The following is a 19,470-nucleotide window of genomic DNA, read 5'->3' on the forward strand; positions in this document are numbered from 1 at the left end:
GTGCTCCTTGAAAACGTGAAGCGGTGCCTGACGCTCCTGGCGTTGGTGGCCGGGCTCATCATCGCGGGGAACGCCCGGGCGCAGACGCGCGTGGCCACCGTGTTCCCGCTGATGCCGCTGCGGCCCGGGGCGAGCGCCCTGGACCTGGGGTTCACGACCACCGGGGTCGTCACCCAGCTGCGCGTCGCGGTGAAGGCGACCTCCATCACCCAGGGCACCCTGGTGGACGTCCAGGACGTCGTGGTGGAGCAGGACCTGGCCGGCGCCGTGCCCTTCCACGTCCGGGTGCCGCTGCGGCGCGAGCTCCCCCCTGACGCCGTGGTGGACATCGACGCCGCCCCGGCCAGCGGTGGGACGGGGGCGCCCCAGCACGCGCACTTCGACCTCTCCCTCCCTCCTCCGAGCCTGCCGACCGGCGCGGTGCGGGTGAACGCCAACGAGAACCTCTCCCACCTGGTGGTGGTGGTGACGGCGTCGGGCCCCGTGTCCCATGCGGAGCTGACGCTCGTGGGCGCTTCCGTGGAGGCGCTGCGCAACGTCCACGGCAGCCTCAGCGACGCGGAGGCCGTGGCCTTCGCCAGCGTGCGCCGTCAGGTGGGCCGCCCCCTGTCCCAGGACTCCAGCCAGGTCGAGTTCGTCGTCCCCCTGCTGGGCGACATCCAGGTCCCCGCGGACGGCGTCGTCGTGGCGGATATCGCCGTGCACGATCCCTATGGGCGGGTGGTGAACGGCTCCGCCGTGGAGTTCACCAGCGGCCGGGCTTTTGATCCGCTCATCAGCGTGACGGTGACTCCCAGCCCGCTGCTGCTGTCCGGAGGCTACGGCTCCACCGTGCCTGTGCGGGTGACGGGACACTTCGCGCTCGCGGGCGACGTGGACCTCAGCGGTGCGCTTCAAGGCGTCACCTATGCGTCGTCCGATCCGTCCGTGTTCGTGGTGTCCTCCGACGGTCGCGTCCAGGCGCGCTCGGACGGCACCGCCCAGCTCACCGTCACGTTCGGCGGCTTGACCGGCACCGTCGAGGTGATGGTGGACTCGGGCGCGGATCTGGCCAGCGTGGCCGTGCAGCCCGCCATCCCGCAGGTGGAGCGGGTGGGGGGAACGACAGCGCTGCGCCTGGAGGGCACCCTCACCGGGACGCCCGTGCGGCACGTGGACCTGTCCTCGGGAGCGCTGGGGACGCAATGGACGTCCGCGAACCCGGACATCGCCACGGTGGATCGCAACGGACGCGTGACCGGCCTTCGCCCTGGCGTGGCGCGCATCCTCGCGACCCACGAGTCGTTCCAGGCCTTCGCCGACGTCGACGTCAAGGACTGCGCTCCCTCGGTCCGCCTCACGGCTCCCTCCACGGTGACGGCCGGCACCGCGTTCGACCTCACGGCCGTGGCCACCGACGACGTCGGCGTGGCATCCGTCGAGTTCCTGGTCAACGGCGTGCCCGCGGGCAAGGACACGGAGGCCCCCTACACCCTGCGGATCCAGGCGCCCCCCTATGGTGGCGCCACGCTCACCCTGGCCGCAGCGGTGACGGACACCGGGGGGCAGCGGGTGGTGGGGCCGACGCAGAGCGTGAAGGTGGCGGGGACCCCCGCGCCCAGCCAGCAGCCGGTCGTCATCGAGCTGCCCACGCCCGGCGCCATGCTGGTGCAGGGGCTGCCCCAGGTGCTGCGCGTGACCAGCGGCGACTGGAAGGCGGGCACCCTGTCCACCGAGGACTTCCAGGTGGTGCGCTTCTACCTGGACGACGCCTTCGCGGGCGCGGTGGACCTGCCTCGCGTGGAGGTGCGGGAGCACCCCGAGAACCGCGCCGCCATCCCGGTCCCCCTGTGGGAGCTGACCTTCACGCCGCGCCAGGGGACCGCTGGCTCCAGCGTGGCGCTGCGCGTGGAGGCGCTGGACCGCGCGGGGGCGCTGGTGCGCTCGGAGACGCTGCTCGTTCGCGTCGTGGGGGACTCGCCGCCGCTGCTCACCGTGAAGCAGCCCCGCGGCACCTCCGCCAACGCGGTGGTGGGCGTCCCGTTCCACGTCTCCGGCACGGTCGGCGACGATGCCATGGCCTTCGGCACCCAGGTCGCCCTGCGCGTGGCGGGGACGACCGTGGCCTCGACGCGGCTGACCAAGGCGGGAGGCGGAGGCTCCTCCGCGGGCAGTGAGGACTTCGACCTGTCCTGGACGCCGGTGGCGGGGGACCTGGGACGTTCGCGGCAGGTGGAGGTCGTGGCGACCGACAGCGTCGGCCAGCCCTCCCGCTACGTGTTCACCGCCAACGTCGTCGCGGACGCGCCTCCCAAGAACCTCGTCATCCTCACGCCCGCCTTCCGGTCCAACCTGGTCGGCGGCAGCACCGTGACGCTGACCGCCCAGGTCGAGGACGAGCAGCCGGACAAGGTGGAGCTGCGCTGGTTCGTGGGCGACGTGGCGGTGGGGCAGTCCGCGAAGGCGCCCTATGCCCTGGCCTACACGCTACCGGGCGTGACCCAGTCCACGCTCCTGCAGATCACCGCCGAGGCGCGCGATGTCTCGGGCCTCACCACGCGCAAGACGACCGAGGTGTTCGTCATTCCGGACGCCGTGCCGCCCTCGGTGTCCTTCGTGGTGCCGAAGAGCCCCGCGAAGGTGACGGAGCAGCAGGACCTGCTGGTCTCCGTGGCGGGCCTGGACGATGTGGAGGTGGTCAAGGCGGAGATCCTCCTGGACGGCAACCGCGTCCTGCTCGACGAGGCTCCGGGGAAGAACGGCGGCGTGCGGGGCTCCTTCGTCACCCACGCCGTGGTGCCGACGAGCGCGCTGGGTGTGAAGGGCAGCCATCATGTGCTGACCGCGCGGGCCTGGGATTCGTCCGGCAACCTGGGGGCGGCGCCCCCGGTGCAGGTCGAGGTGACGGAGGATGCAGCACCGACGGTGTCGTTCCCGCTGCTCACCCCCACGACGGCCACCGTGGGGACGAAGGTGGATGTGTCGGTGGTGGCCAGCGACGACGTCGCCGTGACGACCGTGACGCTGCTGCTGGACGGGCAGAGCCTGGGCGTGGCCACGGTGCCCCCGTACCACTTCAGCTTCACGGCGACGGGGCCCGCGCGCCAGGCAACGTTGGTGGCGCGAGCAGCTGACGGCACGCATGTCACGGAGGCCCAGTCACAGCTGGACATCGTGGCGGACAGCGAGCCTCCGCTGCTCACCTTCCGCTCACCCGCGCCAGGCGCGCCGGTGTTCGCGGGTCGGGCGCTGGAGGTGGTGGTCGCCGCCCTGGACGACGTGGAGGTGGCGCAGGTGGAGCTGTGCGCGCAGGGCAACTGCCTTGCGCCCACCCCGGGCAGCGCGGAGGGGCTCTACCAAGTGTACCGCTGGACGGTGCCGGTGGCGGCCAGCCTCGAAGGCCAGACGCTCACCCTGAAGGCCACGGCCAGGGACTCCTCCAACCTCACCACCGTGCGCGAGCTCCCGGTCGCCGTGGTGAAGGACCTGCCGCCCGTGGTCACCCTGGTCGCCCCCGCCGTCGGCACTCCCTACAAGGAAGGTGAGGACGTCCGGTTGCTGGCCACCGTGGGTGATGACGACGGCGTCGTCGGATTCGTGGGCTTGTCCGGTAGCGTGCGTCAGGGCACGCTGCCGGCGTCCGGGCCTCCGCTCGTCCTCTCCGGACAGCAGGCCGTCGTGGTCCAGGCGCCCATCATCAGCCAGGGCGCGCAGCCGTCCGTGGGCATCGAGGCGCGCGACACGGGGGGCAACACGGGCAAGGCTGAGGTGCACCTGAACGTGCGCGCGGACACCGAGGCGCCCTCCGCGGTGCTCGTGGCCCCGCTGTCGTCGCAGGGGAACACGCTCACCGTGAAGCGCGATGGAGCCCTGGGCCTGCGTGTGGAGACGGGGGACGACGTGCGCGTCGCGCGCGTGGACGTCGAGGTGCGCCAGTCCGGCGCCGTGGTGACGGGAGTCGGCGGCGGCAGCGTGCTCGTGTCCAAGGATGGACGCTATGAGGAGACGCGCACGCCCAACCCGCTCGCGCCCGGGGAGATCCTCGTCAGCCGGCGGTACCTGGCCAGCTTCGAGGGCACGCTCAGCCTGAAGAACCTCCCCCTGGGGACCGGCTACACGCTGGTGGCCCGGGCCGTGGATCCCGCCGGGAACGCCACGCCCACCGCGCCCCTGGCCTTCCACATCGTGGAGGCGCAGGACACGGAGGCGCCCGTCCTGGCCCTGTCGCTGGAGGGGACGCCCTCCGACAAGACGTGCGTGGCGGGCTCGTCCGTCACGCTGAAGGCCCAGGCGCACGACGACGACAAGCTGGCGTCGCTTGCCGTCAAGGCGGATGGCGCGGCCCTCTCCGTCGAGCCCTTCGGCCAGGTGGCCACCCTGACGCGCACGTGGCCGCTGACGCTCCCCGCGCTGGGCTCCCTGGGCCCCCGGACCTATACCGTCGCGGCCCAGGTGACGGACGCCGCGGGCAAGACCACCCATGCCTCGCTCTCGTGCGAGCTGGTGGCGGACGTGGCTCCGGTGGTGCGCTGGTCGCAGCCGGCCGCGAACGGCGCACTCCTGGAGGAGGCGTCTCAGTCCGTCCAGGTGGAGGTGGAGGAGGACACGGGCATCGCCGCCGCGTGGCTGGTGGGCTCGACGCGCGCGCCCGCGAGCTTCTTGGGCAATGGCCACTTCGTGCTGCCCACGCCCCACGCGAGTGGAACCCCGCGAGGGGCCTCCGTGGCGCTGGAGTTCGGCGCGGCCCAGCGCTTCGCGCTCCAGGCCGGCGCGAACGGACTGGACGTGGAGGCGCCCGCCACCGGCCTGCTCGGCGCCGCGCCGCGCCGGCTGGTGCTGTCCGTGGAGCCCTCGGCGGCCGCGGATGTGCGCGCCGAGGTGCGCTACCGCTTCACCGTGACGCCGGGCATGGAGAACGATGCCCAGCTCCAGTCCTTCCTCGCCGCGAACCCGGGCGGACGCCGGCAGGTGAACCTCACCGCCGCGGCGCGCTGCGGGGGCGTGCAGGACGGCCCCTACTGCGTCGACCTGATGTTCCCCGCGGCGCTGGACATGGAGGAGGTCCAGGTGTCGCTGCGGCCCACCCAGTCGGGCGGGACGATGCCGGCCGTCACGGAGGTGGGCGTGCGCTACGAGGGCGCCTCCGCCCAGGTCCGCGCCGTGGCCTCGGGGGAGCGGCTGACCGTGCAGCCCTGGAGCATGGCGGTGACGCCCGGCAGGGTCTTCACCGCGCAGTCGAAGTACCGGCTGCCGGAGGGCTGGAGCCCGGATCCGGTGCGGCTCACCGTGGCGGTGAAGGACCTGGCGGGCGCGGTGACGGTCCAGGGCCGCGCGTTCCAGGCCGCGCCGGACACCGCGGGACCGGCGGTTCGCATCGTGCAGCCGGTCAGCGGGACGGCCCGCGTGGAGAAGGAGTCGTTCTCCGTCAATATCGAGGCCTCCGACAACGTGGACGTGCGCCGCGTGGAGCTGCTGGTGGACGGCGTCAGCCGTGGCGTGCGCGAGGGCGTGCGCCTGGGCAGCGTGACCTTCCCCCTGAGCATCCCGAGCCCCACCACTGGCGCGCCGCTCCAGTTGGTCGCGCTGGCGGAGGACCGCTCCGGCAATGCGTCCGTTTCTCCGACGGTCTATCTGGAGATCCGCCCGGACGCGCCGCCGACGGTGGCCCTGTCCCAGCTGGAGTACACGCTGCCCAACGGATCGCCCGAAGGGGGCAACCGCATCTCCGAGACGGAGCTGCAGAGCGGCTACGTGCGCGTGCTGGAGGGCGTGCCGCACTCGGTGAAGGTCGCGGTCGATGACGACGTGGGCCTCGCGAAGGTGGAGGCCTGGTACGACGACGCGAATCTCCTGACGAACGTTCCCTCCGCGGGCACCAGGAGCGCGACCCACACCGTGTCGTTCACGCCGCAGCGCAAGGCGGGCGGCGCGCCCGGTCTGCTGCGGGTGCTCGTCACGGATACGAAGGGCTTCCAGCAGCAGGCGCGGGTCCTGGTGGAGCCGCAGGCGCCTCGCGCGCCGGCCATCTCCATCGCGTCGCCCACGCCTGGCGCGACGCTCACCGAGGGCAGCGTGTCGCTGGTGCTGTCCGCGGTGGCGGGTGACGACACGGGCGTGGGCAGCGTGGAGTTCTTCATCAACGGCAAGTCCGCGCTGACGGTGTCGCGCGCGCAGGCCCGCGTCATCCAGGCGGAGCCGGCGGATGGCTCTCCCAACAGCCTGCCCCGGGCATACGACCCCACGCTGCGGGACGCGGCGGCGACCCTGGCCACGCCCTTCGACGACGTGTCCCGGCTCAAGGAGTTCCAGGGCCGCGTCTGGCTGCCGCCGGGCTTCGTGAAGCGGGATCCGCTGAATCCGACGCGGTTGACCATCCGCGCGGTGGCTCGGGACCTGGAGAACCACACCACCGGTGTCGAGCACAGCGTGCTCGTGGTGGCGGACACCACGCCGCCCGAGGCCATCGTCCTCCGCCCGTCGCTCGGGCAGGACCTGGTGGAGGGCAGCCTCGTCGTCATCGAGGCGCTGGGCCTGGACAACGTCTTCGTCCAGGAGGTGGAGATCCTGGTGGGGCCGAACCTGAGCGCCCTGCGGACCGTGCGCCGCGCGGGCGGCTTCACCCCGGAGACCGCTGTCGTCCAGGAGGGCTATGGCCTCTCCAGCCCGGTGGTGCGCGCGGAGTTCACCGCGCCGCGCCTGAGCGAGCTGGGCGCCGGGGATTCGGCGCCGTACTTCATCGTGGTGCGCGTGCGGGACTCCGCTGGCAACACGAGCGAGGAGGCGCTGCAGTTGGTGGACATCGTGCGGGACCAGCCGCCCGCGGTGTCGCTGCTGTCCCCGAGCGACGGTGCCTCCGTGGTCGAGGCGACGCCGGTCACGGTGACGGTGTCGGCCGAGGACGACGTGGCCGTCACGAGCGTGTGGCTGTCCGTCAACGACGTGCCCTACGGCCTGGTGCTGCGCGCGCCGCCCTATGTGTTCAACGTCCCCGTGCCCGTGGGCGCCTCGACGATGACGCTGCAGGCGGTGGCCAGGGACTCCTTCGACCACGAGGTGCGAAGCCAGGTCGTCGTGGTGGCGGTGAAGCAGGACGCGCCGCCCACGGTGGCCATCGCAGAGCCGCAGAACGCCACCCAGGTCACGGAGGGGCGGGACTTCGCCTTCCTGGTGGCCGCGCAGGACGACGTGGGCGTGCAGTCCGTGGAGGCCACCGTGGAAGGCGGCCTGGGCGGGGCGCTGCGCTTCGTCAGCACCAGCGCGCCCCACCGCTTCCGGGTGCCGTTGCCGCCCGGATCGGCGGGGCGGACGCTCACCCTGCGCGCCAGCGCGCGTGACACGGCGCAGAAGCAGACCCTGGCGCCGGTGGTGACCGTGCAGGTGGTGGCGGACACGACACCGCCCACACTGAGCTTCCTCACACCCGCGGACAACTCGGAGATCACCGCCGGGCAGTTGCTTCGCGTGGAGACCACCGCGGACGACAACGTGGCCGTCGTGCGCGTGGACTTCAAGCTCAACGACGCGCTGTACGCGACCATGCCCGCGGCGCCCTACGCCTTCACCTACCGGGTGCCCGCGAACCTGGCGGGCATGGACCTCAAGCTCGAAGCCATCGCCACCGACACGTCCGGCCTCTCCGTCAGCAAGACGCGGACGGTGAACGTGAAGGTGGATGCCCTGCCCGAGGTCGCGATGGCGCCCGCGGGCCGGTTGGTGGTGGGTCGCCCGACACCGCTGAGCGCGACCGCGTCGGACGACGTCGCCATCGCCAGCGTGGGCTTCTACGCCTCGCGTGAGGGCGGGAGCGAGATGGAGGTCGGGCGGCGCAACCAGCTGCCCTACGAGATCGTCTACACGCCGCAGCCGGAGGAGGAGGGCCAGACGGTGGTGTTCCGCGCCCGGGCCGTGGACGTGGCCGGACAGGAGAAGTGGAGCCAGACCGTCTCCGCGGTGGTGGAGCCGGACTCGAAGCCCACGGTGGCCATCATCCAGCCCGTGGACGGGACCGCCATCTTCGAGAGCACGCCCCTTCGCATCGACGTCGACGCGAGGGATCAGGAGGCGCGGGTCAGCGCGGTGCACTTCTTCGTGGACGGCCGCAAGGTGGCCACGTCGAACGTCCCGGCGGGCTACGCCGGCAAGCCCACGGTGTTCTCCACCACCTTCCAGCCGGACGTGGGCAGCGGCAACCGCTTCCTGGTGCTCACGGCGGTGGCCGTGGACTCGGCGGGCCAGGAGACGACGTCGGCCCAGGTCAAGGTGGGCACCGTGCGCGACACCGTGCCGCCCGAGGTGGAGCTGGTGGATCCACCCGCCTTCGACGTGGTGACGGAAGGCGAGCCGATGACGCTGTCCGCGGCGGCCGACGACAACGCCAGGGTGGCGCGCGTCGACTTCATGCTGGATGGCGGCGTCGTTGACTTCGACACGACGCCGCAGACGGGGCCGGCCAGCCGGGACCTGTTCCAGGGCTCATGGACGCCGCCCACGGGCTTCGCGGGTGAAACCGCGACGTTCCACGCCGTCGCGTGGGACCCGTCCGACAACAAGGGGGTGTCGTCGCTCGAGACCGTGGAGCTGGGCATGGCGCCGTCGGGCCGCTTCATCCCGCTCGCGGGGGACATCACCCAGACGCTGCTGCGCGGGGGGCCGGACCACCTCGTGCTCGTGGGCAAGCGCGGCGGAGTGCCGCTCCACCAGGTGGCGCTCACGCGCGTCGACCAGGGCTCCACCACGTCCCTGGGGACCGTGGAGCTGAACGGTCCCGTGCGCGCCGCGGCCTTCATGGGGTCCACCGCCGTCATCGCGACAGGGGCCTACGCGCCCGGTGGCAACCTGCCCGCGTTCCCGCCGCAGCTGGCGGTCATCAACGTGGCCAACCCGAACGTGCCCGAGAAGCTCGGGACGGTGGACCTGCCCGGGGAGGCCATTCACGGCGCCGCCGCCGCGGGTCACCTGGCCTTCGTGGCCAACGGCGCGACGGGTGTGGCGGTGGTGGACATTGGCGACCCCGAGGCCCCGGTGCGGTTGAACACGCGCACCGTGGTGGGCCCGGCGTACGACGTCGCCGTGAGCGGAGACCTGCTGCTGGTGGCGGCGGGGACGGGCGGCCTGCGCGTGCTCGACCTGCGCAGCCCGGCCCTGGTGCAGCGCGGCTTCGTGGCGCTGCCAGGCGAGGCCGTGCGGGTGGTGGCCCAGGGAAGCCGGGCCTTCGTGGCGTGCCGTGACTCCGCCGCCACGTTGGCGGTGGTGGATGTGTCGAACCCGGCGGAGCCGCTCCTCCAGGCGCTGGTCCCGCACCGTTCGGCGCGCCAGGACCTGCTGGCCACCGGCCTTTCGGACGTGGTGGTGGAGGGCAACCTCGCGGTGGTCGCCGCCTCGCTGGTGAAGGGCACCACGCCCATGAAGGGCCTGCTGACCGCCTCCGTGCTGGACACGAACGGCGCCGTGACGCCCTTCGTGCGGGCGAACCTGCCGAGCGCGGGCGGGTTGGCGCTGATGTCCGGCACGCCGGTGGCCCAGTTCGGGAACGAGGGCGGCGCCATCTACACGCTGCCCCGCTTCGTCGTCACCGGCGTGACGCCGCTGGACGGCACCCAGGGCGTGGCCGTGAACGCCCCGGTCGCGCTGGAGTTCTCCTCGCCGCCCAAGCCGGGGGAAGTCACCGCGGACACGGTGATGCTGCGCGAGGCGGACCCCACGCTGGGCCGCCGGGTGCCCGTGGCGCTGGCGGTGTCCGGCCGGACGGTGACGCTCACGCCTTCCTCCACCGAGCCCCTGAAGGTGTCCACGCCGTACTACGTCGTCGTGACGTCCGGGCTGCATGACGTGGCGGACAAGGCGCTCGCGAAGCCCTTCATCTCCGGGTTCCGCACCCGGGCCACGACCCAGGATGCGCCCCATGTGGCGAGGGTGGTGCCCTCGGCGGGCCCGCTCGGGGGCGGCTCGCGGGTGACGGTGACGGGAGCGCACTTCGTCCCGGGCGCGAAGGTGTACTTCGCCGGGGCGGAAGGGCAGGCCGTGGAGGTGGCGGCGGACGGCGCGAGCCTCACCGTGAACACTCCCGCGCGCGAGGAGGGCCCGGCGCTGGTGACGGTGGTGAACCCGGATGGCGGCGAGGGTTCGCTCGTGGGCGGCTACCTGTACCTGCCCCTGTTGCAGGTCTCCTTCGTGGCCCCGGCGTCGGGGCCGCTTGCGGGTGGCACGCACGTGGAGGTGTCCGGCGCGGGCTTCCAGCGCGGCGCCACGGTGTCGTTCAACGGCGTCCTGGCCCCATCCGTGCGCGTGCTCGCGCCCGGGCGGATGGAGGTGGTGACGCCCCCCGGCGCCTTTGGTCCGGCGGACGTGGTGGTGACGAACCCGGACACGAAGCAGGCCTTCGCCGCGGGGGCCTTCCTCTACAGCCGCTTGGCCGTGTCGACGCGCATCGGGCGTTACGACCCTCAGATGGACGGAAGCACCAGGCCCACCTACCGGCTGCCGAAGGGCGCTCCGCTCGCGGTCGCGCTGAATGCCGGGACGGCATGGGTGCTGTCCGGGGCCGAGGTGAACACCCAGGGCCTGACCCCCGCGGAGGTGCTCGACACGAGCACGGTGGGCGGCCTGGGCGCGGTGGACGTGTCCCTGGCGCAGGCCGGGGTCGTGGGCGGCATCAACATCCTTCCCCCGTATGAGCCCGCGGCGCTGGCCGTGCGGGGCCACCACGCCTACGTGGTGGCCAACGCGCAGTCGCTGCCGTACGTGGACATGGTGGGTGAGGGGGGGCCATCGCTCCTGGCGTTCGACATCTCCAATCGCACCGGGCCCGAGGCGCGGGGAGTCGTGGCGTTCCCTGGCACCGCGCGCTCCATCGCGCTCGTGGGCGACCTGGCGCTGGTGGCGGCGGGTGACGCGGGCCTGTTGACCTTCTCCCTGGTGGATCCCGATCAGCCCCTGCTGCTCGGCGCTCGCACCCAGTTCCTGATGGCGGGCAGCAGCGCGCCCGTGAGCGTCGAGCGCGTGGCTGCCTGGAGCGACCGCGCGCTGGTGGAGGTGAAGCGCGGCAACGCCATCAGCACCCTGCTGCTCGACCTGACCCCGGCGGGCTTCGCGGTCCTGGGCGAGCTGTCCGGTGAGTTCGGTGACATGGCGATGCGCGACACCCAGGCGCTGTCCGCGTGGCGCACGCTGCGCACGACGTCCCTGGTGCCCGCGTCGCGGCCGTATACGCAGGCGGTGGTGCCGCCGACGGTGCGCGGCGGCCTGTTCGGCGCCGGCGCGCTGGGGCCGCAGGTGGCCGCGGCGGTGACCTCTCCCATTGGGCTGGCGAGCAGTCCCGCGTCGCTCCAGCTGGTGGAGGCCTCGGACCTCTCCACGCCGCGCACCATCGACGCCATCGACCTGTACCCGGCGAGCCAGCTGTCCGATGTGGACCTCGAAGGGGACGTCGCGGTGGTGAGCATCTCCGCGACGGAGCGGGGCAAGGCCCTGGACGGCCTGGCCGTGGTGCGGCTGCCGTTCCCCGTGGTCGTGGCCTCCGTGCCCGCCGCGGGCGAAGGGGCGATGCGCCCGTCCAGCGCGCTGCGCCTGACGTTCAACATGGCCGTGGAGCAGGGACCGTCCGCCGAGCTCCGGCTGGTCCTGCTGGATGGTTCCGCGAATGGCACCGACGTCCCCGTCACGGTGGGGGGGATGGGGACGACGGAGGTGACGCTCCAGCCCTCCGGTGGCCCGCTGCTGACGTCGAATCGCTACCGGCTCACGGTGTCGGGCCTGCGCTCCGTCGGTCCCCAGTCGGCGGCGATGCCGGGGGTCTACACGCTGGAGTTCACCACGGCGAAGGTGACCAATCCCTCGCCCATCAGCGTGACGTCGGTGAGCCCGCGTCAGGGGCCCGTGGGCGGCGGCACGACAGTGACCGTCGAGGGCGTCGGCTTCGAGCAGGGCCTGGAGGTCCTGCTCAACGGCCAGGAACTGCCTCCTTCGCAGGTGACGCTCTCCGGCTCCACGCTGACGTTGATCACGCCCGAGGGGACGGAAGGCGCCGCGACGCTGGAGATCCGCAACCCGTCGGGCACCCGCTTCGTGCTCCCCGGCGCGTTCGTCTACATGGCGGACCTGTCCCTGGTTTCCATCGCGCCTGCGCGGGGCCCCACGGCGGGTGGGACGCGTGTGGTGCTGACGGGCCATGGGTTCTCACCCACGGGCACCGTGAAGGTCTGCTTCAAGACGCTGACGGATTGTGTGACCGCCAGGGTGTTGGGGCTCAACACCCTGGAGGCCACCACGCCCAACGGGGCGCGCGGCACGGTGGACGTCTCGGTGGTGAACCCGGATGGAACGCGCGCCACCCTCCCCAATGCCTTCACCTTCGACGAGCCCACTGGCGCGTCGGTGGCCCTGGGCGGCACGCTGCGCGACGCGGTGGTGATCGGCTCCTATGCCTACGTGGTGGGCAGCACGGGGCTCTCCGTGGTGGACATGTCCGGCCTCTACACGCGAGGCGCGAAAGCGGGCGACGTCATCCCGCCGCAGGCGCAGGCGGAGCTGGTGGACGAGGACAAGACGGGGGGCGACGACCGCATCGTCGGCTTCGCGGCGGCGGGGGACCTGTGGTCCGTGTCCTATCCGTCCACCGGGGGCACCCGCATCTTCGCGAGCGGTGTTCTGTCTCGCGACGGGGATGAAAACCCGACGACGGGCGTGGTCTACGAGTTCGACGTCTCCAACCCCTTCGAGCCGAAGGTCGTGTCCGCGCGCCCCATCTCGGGGGACGGCGCCTATGGCGTGGATGCGCGAGGCGACCGGTTGCTGGCCGCCGTGGGCAGCCAGGGCTTTCACACCTTCGACATCTCGCAGACGCCCTTCCCGATCCGGAGCGATTCGTCGAATCCGGGCGCCCAGTCGCTGTCCGTCGAAGGCGGGCAGGCCGCGGCGGGCGTGGGCACGCGCACGAAGGCAGGCACGGTCCAGGATGGCTCCTTGCGGATGCTGTCGGTGGAGGGCCCCGTCACCGGGCAGGGGGAGCTGGCGCTGAACGTGCAACGCGTGCGGCTGCGCGGAACCCTGGCGGCGGTGGCCGCGGGGGCTGAAGGGCTCGTGCTTGTCGACGTGAGCGACCCGTGGCACCTCGTGCGCAAGGGCAGCGTGGACGTGAAGGGCTTCGCGACGGACGTGAGGCTCGCGGGTGACCTCGCGTACGTGTCCGCCGGTGCGGCGGGCGTCGCGGTGGTGGACATCAGCGACCCGGCGGCTCCCCAGCTGCGCTTCCACGTGACGGGCGCGCAACCTGGCAGCACGTACGCCGCGGTGCTGACGCCTGGCGGCCGGGTGGTGAGCCTGCGCCAGCGCAACGGTTCGGGGGCGTGGTCGGTGGACTTCGGCCCCGGCACGGACCTGTCCGTGGTCAGCGCCAGCGTGGCGCCGGGTGAAGTCGTCCGGCTCGACCTGCCGTCCATCACGGTGGTGCTGTCTTCGACGGTGGACCCCGCGTCCGCGCAAGCCGCCTTCCAGCTCACTGCGGACGGCGAGCCGGTGTCCGGAACCCTGCAGGCCGGGGATTCGCAGCAGGCGCTCAGCACGATGGTGTTCACGCTGGCCGCTCCGCTGCCTCCCGATGCGCAGATGCGGCTCATGGTCGCGGACACGCTGCACAGCCGCGACGGGCGGTCGCTCGCCGCGCCGCTGCAGGTGGACTTCCGCACCGCCTTCGCGGCAGGGCCGGCGCCGGTGATCTCGCAGCTCGTGCCCCGCGTGGGCCCGGTGGCGGGTGGCGGCGTGCTCCAGCTCCTGGGGTCGAACTTCGATGCTTCATGTGAGGTATTCATCGGAGGGGCTCCGGCGACGGTCAGCTCGCGGTCGTCCACGCGGCTGGACGTGGTTGCGCCCCGGGGGGCTCCGGGCCTCGCGGACGTGGTGGTGCGCAGCCAGGTCACGGGCCTGAGCGCGCGGCGCCCGGGCGGCTACTTCTACACGCTGCCCCTGTTGGCGAAGTCCGCGACGCCGCGCTTCCTGAATCCGCGCGGCCACAGCACGATCGAGGTGGAGGGCGAGGGCTTCCTGCCGACATGGGCGGATCCGTTTGGCCTCTCCACGCAGGTCCGGGTGCGCGGCATCCCCGCCACGCAGGTGGAGGTGCTGTCACTCACGAAGCTGCGGGCCCTCGCGCCACCGGGCTCGTTCGGTGATGCGCCGGTGATGGTGCTGTCCTCCGATGGTGTGGAGCGCAGCGTGGTGAACGACAGCCGCACCGGCTATGGCCTGCCGTTCCTGGGAGAGGAGCTGGCGCTGGCGGTGAGGCCCCGGGCGCTGTCGCCCAGCCCGCTGTCTCCCTTCTATGTCTATGCGGCGGCGGGTGCGGCGGGGGCCGGCAACAAGTTCCCGCAGTCCTACCTGGGGCCGCTGACGGGGCAGGGGACGGTGCCGCAGTCCTACCGCGCCGTCGCCTACGACGTGCAGCTCGCTGGCCGCCCGCGCGCCGCGGGAAATCAGATCGTCCACGCGCCGGATGCGAGCGTGGACCTGGTGCTGGCCATCCTCAACCACTTCGTGCCGGCCAGCACGGCGATGCCGGACATCGAGCTGATGCCCGACTCGCTGGACATCGCGCTGTCGGGACAGCGGCTGTACGTGGCCAATGGCCTGAGCGGCCTCACGGTGCTGAACGGGACCGGCACGCTCGAGGTGAACGGCAACGGCGAGCTGGAGACGCTGGGCCTGCTGGGCCGGGCGAAGCTTTCAGGCACCGGGGAGCTGCTCTCTACGCGCGTCGTCCCCACGCCGGTGGGCGCCTGGGTGCTGGCCAACGGCCTGATGGATCCTCCGGATTCTCAGCCGGGTGGAACGTGCCAGCCCCAGCGGGACCAGGTGGGCACGGACGGCAAGCTCTACCTGGTGGATGCCCGCACGCCGACGGATCCGCTGCTCGTGACGCAGTCGGGAGGCGAGGGCTTCGAGCCCTACGGCGCGACCGTGGCGGACGGCCGCCTGTACGTGGTGACGGGCCAGCACCAGGGAGAGCGCTACTTCCGGTGCGATCCGAGTCAGCCGCTCCCTCCCCTGCCAGAACTGTCCCTCAAGGGCGGTGCCCGGGGCGGTCAGCGCACGATCTACAAGAACAACGTCATCCCCAAGGGGGCGCTGCTCATCTACTCCTCGGCGGGCGCGGACGCGGCCGTGGTGGGGACGCTGCATGAGAACGGCAACCTCACGGACGTGGTGGTCCGCGACGGCGTGGCGATCCTCGCCTCGGCCGAGTTCGGCCTCACGTTCGTGGACGTGTCGAACCCGCAGTCCCCCTCGGTCATCACCCGCATTCCCTTCGACGAGGGCCTGTCCAACACGCCTGGCGAACCGCAGCGGCTCCGGCTGGTGGGCGACGTGCTGTTCGTGGCGGCGAACATGGGCGGTGTCGTGCTGGTGGACGTCTCCGACCTCCACCATCCGGAGCTGCTGAGTGGTGGCAACGTCGAGACCGCCATGGACGTGCTGCCCGTGAGCGACCGGCTGATGCTGGCCGGGGGCTCGAGCCTGTACGAGCTGGAGACGCCGTTCATGCTGGTGACGGGAACGCAGCCCGCGCGGGGCGAGCTCGTGCCGCCGTCCCTGCAGGAGCTGGTGGTCCGCATGAACCGCCCCGTATCGCCTGGGAGCGTCACCGCGGCCAACGTGCGGCTGAAGGGGCCGCAGGGCGCGGACGTGCCGTTGACGCTCTCCGTGCGCGACATCCCGGGGCAGCTCGACTTCGCCATCGTCGCGGTGCCGCAGGAGCCGCTGCAGGCGGAATCGCCTTACACGTTGGAGGTCGGCACCTCCGTCACGGATCAGCGGGGTGGCGCGCTGCTGGTGCCGCTGCGCACGACGTTCCAGACGGCGAAGGCCGGGGCGCGCGCGCCGGTCATCGCGTCGTTCTCCCCGTCCACGGTCTCCACGGCCGGGGGCGGAGTGGTGACGGTGCACGGCCGTGGGCTCGCGGGCGTGACCCGCGTGTTCCTGGGCTCGGGCGTGGAAGGGACCGTCGGCGACAGGACGGACACGGCGCTGACCGTGACGCTGCCTGCGCTGTCCGCGGGGCCGGTGGACGTGCGGCTCGTGGATGAGGGGGGGCCGGAGACCCTCTTCCCGGCGGGCCTGCTCGCCCTGGAGCCGCTGGCCGGCAAGGCCGTCACCCTGAGCCCGAACCACGGTCCGGTGAGCGGCGGAACGCGCGTGCGGGTGAGCGTGGCCGGCAAGGCCGTGGCGCCCGGAACGACGGTCAAGGTGGGCGGAGTCGATGGCGTGGACGTGGACGTCCTCGACCTGTCCACGCTGGAGTTCACCACGCCCATGAGTGATGCCGCGGGCCTGGCGCTCGTGACGCTGACGCGACCGGAGGACAAGGATTCGGACACGCATGCCTCCGTGCCGGTCACCGTGGGGAGCTTCTCCTATGACCTGCCCGTTGGCACGACGCTGAGCCTGCCCGGCTTCCCCCCGCGGGAGGCGTCAGACATCAAGCTGGCGGGAGACCGGCTCTACGTGGGTGTCTCCACGCCGTCCCTGGCCGGCCTGGAGATCTTCGATGTCCGCCTGGAAGAGCGTCCCCTGCGACTGGGGGGCTTGAGCACCGCATCGCCGGTGCGGGGGCTGGACGTTTCGGGCGCGCTGGCGCTCCTGGCCAATGACGTGGCGGGGCTCGCGGCGGTGGACGTGTCGCGCCCGGAGACGCCCTTCGTGGTGCGGCGGGTGTCCACGGATGGCATCGCCACGGCCGTGCGGCTGGAGGGCTCGCAGGCCTTCGTCACCACCGTGAACCCCTCGGCGGCGGGCGGCAAGGTGCAGGTGTTCGACGCCGCTTCGCCCGGCCTGGAGCTCCTGGAGACGGTGGAGCTCAATCCGGCCGCGGACGCGCTGGCCCTGGACCTGGGGCCGGACCGCTTCTACGTGCTGACGTCGAGCGTGGTGGGCGCGCAGGGCAATGGGCTCGTCCTGTCCATCTACGACCGCGCGGGCCAGCACCAGGGACACATCAGCGTGGACTCCGCGTTGACGCAGTTCGAGGACCTGGTGCGCAGCCGCGTGGTGGTGCGCTCGCGGCGCGCCTACGTGACCGCGGGCAAGCGGCTGCATGTGTTCGACCTCACGGACGAGTCCTCGCCGCAGCGGCTGCAGTCCACCGACCTGGGCGCGGACCTGGCCGGCCTGGGCTGGGTGGGCGGGACGTTGTTCGTGTCCACCGACGGCGCGAACACGGTGCAGACCGTGCCGCCCGTGGAGCTGCTGCCTGTGGGCATGACGCCCGCGTCCGGGGCGCTCGCGGAGGCGACGACCTCCGTGCAGGTGGACTTCACCCTTCCGGTGAAGGAGGAGTCCCTCACCGCGTCGTCGTTCGTGGTGAAGGCGCTGCGCGCGGGGACGACCGTGTCGGTGGCTGGGACGCGGCAGGTGGAGTACGCGGTGCGCGGCTCGTCCGTCGTTTTCACGCCCGACGCCCCGTTCCAGGACGGAGACGTCGTGTCGGTGGACGTGGAGGGGCTCGTGTCGATGAGCCTGAAGCCCCAGGCCGTGGCGTTCCACGGGACGTTCACGGTGGTGGGCGCGCAGGCGCAGCAGCCGCGCATCGACTCGCTGAAGCCTGCGTCGGGCCGGGCGGACCGCACGACGGTGGTGGAGCTCACGGGCGCGGGCTTCCGCGCGGGTGACGTCGTCCGCGTGGGCGGCCGTCCGGTCACCGTGGCGGTGGTGGACGCGAACACGCTCTCCCTCACCATCCCCCCGCCGCCGCTGGACAGCAGTGGCCTGCCGGTGTCGGGCTCGGCGTCCGTGGAGGTGGTGGATCCCAGCGGGCTGTCCGCCGTGAGGCTGGGCGGCTTCGTGTTCCGCGACGTGCTGAAGCTGCTTGCGCTGTCGCCTGACCGCGCGCCGCAGCAGGGTGGGGTGAAGGTGCTGGTGTCCGGCCGGGGCTTCGCGCCGGGCATGAAGGTGTCCTTCGGCGGAACGGATTCCTTCGGCGTGCGGGTGCTCAGCACCCAGGTCGCGGAGGCTGTCGCGCCGACCCATGGCGCGGGCGTTGTCGACGTGGCGGTGGCGCTGGAGGGCGACACGTCGCTGCTGCCGGCCTCGTTCCTGTATGGCTCGGGCGCGGTGGCCCGGCTGTCGACGCCGCCGGTGCGCGACGTGCTGGTGGACAACGGCGTGGCATATGCCGCGCTCGGCGCCACCGTCGACGTGTACGGCGTGGATGGCACCTTGCTGTCCGCGGACCGGAAGACGCAGAACGGCGGACTGCTGTTGGCCAGCCTCAGCGAGCCCACGCACGTCACCCCCATCAAGGAGGTCCCCCTCCCCGGGCTGGGGGGCAGCCGCCGCGTGCTCAAGCGGGGCAACACCGTCTACGTCGCGGCGGGTTTGGGTGGCGTGCAGCGGGTGAACGTGGCTCAGCCGGGGGCGGCCATGGCCTACACGGCCCTCACGGTCTCCGGAGGCGCGGCGGACATCGCGCTGGGCGGGTCGTTGCTGTTCGTCGGTGATTCCGAAGGCGTCAAGGTGTTCGACGTGGCCAATGCCAATGCCGAAGCGCAGCCCCTGCGCGTCGGCGCGCGGGCCATCCCGGGTGGGGTGAGCTCCCTGGCGTTGCACGGCAGCCGCCTGCTGGTCTCCAGCGCGGCGAAGGCTCCGGCGAAGTTGTACGTGCTGGACGCGCGCACCGGGGACCTGGCGGAGCAGGGCGTGACGGAGCTCGTGGCTCCGGCGGTGCACATCACCGCCGAGGGGACGCGAGCCTTCCTGTCGCTCGGGGCGGCGAAGCAGGTGGCCATCTACGAGCTGTCGAGCGCCAATCCCACGCCCGTGGGGACTCTGGTGGTGGAGGACCCGCTGGGCCTCGGCTGGGTGTCCGCCGAGCAGACGCGAGTCGCGGCGGGCGTGGCGTACGTGGCCGCCGGCGGCGGCAAGGTGCAGCGCTTCTCCGTGCGCGAGGGCATGGCGCCGGTGCGGCTGAGCCAGGCCTCGGTGGTCGGTGACGCGCGCACGCTGGCGCTCATGGGGCGCTACCTCCTGGTGGGCACGCTGGTGCTGGATGACGCGGGCACGGCCGTGGAGCTGCCGCTGACGGAGCCGGCCCAGGCATCGCTGCCGCTCGCGGGCGCGCTGGCCTCCGTGGAGCTGGACACGCTGGAGATCCGCGGCACGGAGCCGTCGGAAGGGGACCTCGTCGCGCCGGGCGCGCAGGTCCGCGTCCTCTTGAGCTCCCTGCCCGACGTGGCGAGCGCCGGACAGGTGACGCTGGTGCGCGCGAGCGACGGCGAGCCGGTGTCGGTGTCGCGCTCGGTGGAGACCGACACGCAGGGCGGCCAGGTGGTGCTGACGCCGTCCGCGCCGCTGGCGCTGGACACGCGCTATGAGCTCCGCGTGGGCGCGGAGTTGAAGGATCTCCGGGGCGCTGCGCTGGGCACCGAGGCCCGCGTCCGCTTCCGCACGAGCCTCAATGCGTCGCAAGAGCGGCCGGAGGTGGCCTCCGTGTCGCCGGCCTATGGG

At 72.5% G+C, this 19,470-nt stretch carries 1 protein-coding gene (cut by a window edge); it reads left to right on the plus strand.

Annotated features, from left to right (window positions below):
• Positions 1-19,470, plus strand: partial view of an Ig-like domain-containing protein gene (locus U8525_RS17550; protein WP_374267104.1) — the 5' portion only. 14,052 nt of this gene lie beyond the right edge of the window; only the first 19,470 of its 33,522 coding nucleotides appear in the window; the start codon lies at positions 1-3; its stop codon lies off the right edge, out of view.

This window comes from Corallococcus sp. RDP092CA (assembly GCF_041903675.1).
Lineage (GTDB): Bacteria > Myxococcota > Myxococcia > Myxococcales > Myxococcaceae > Corallococcus.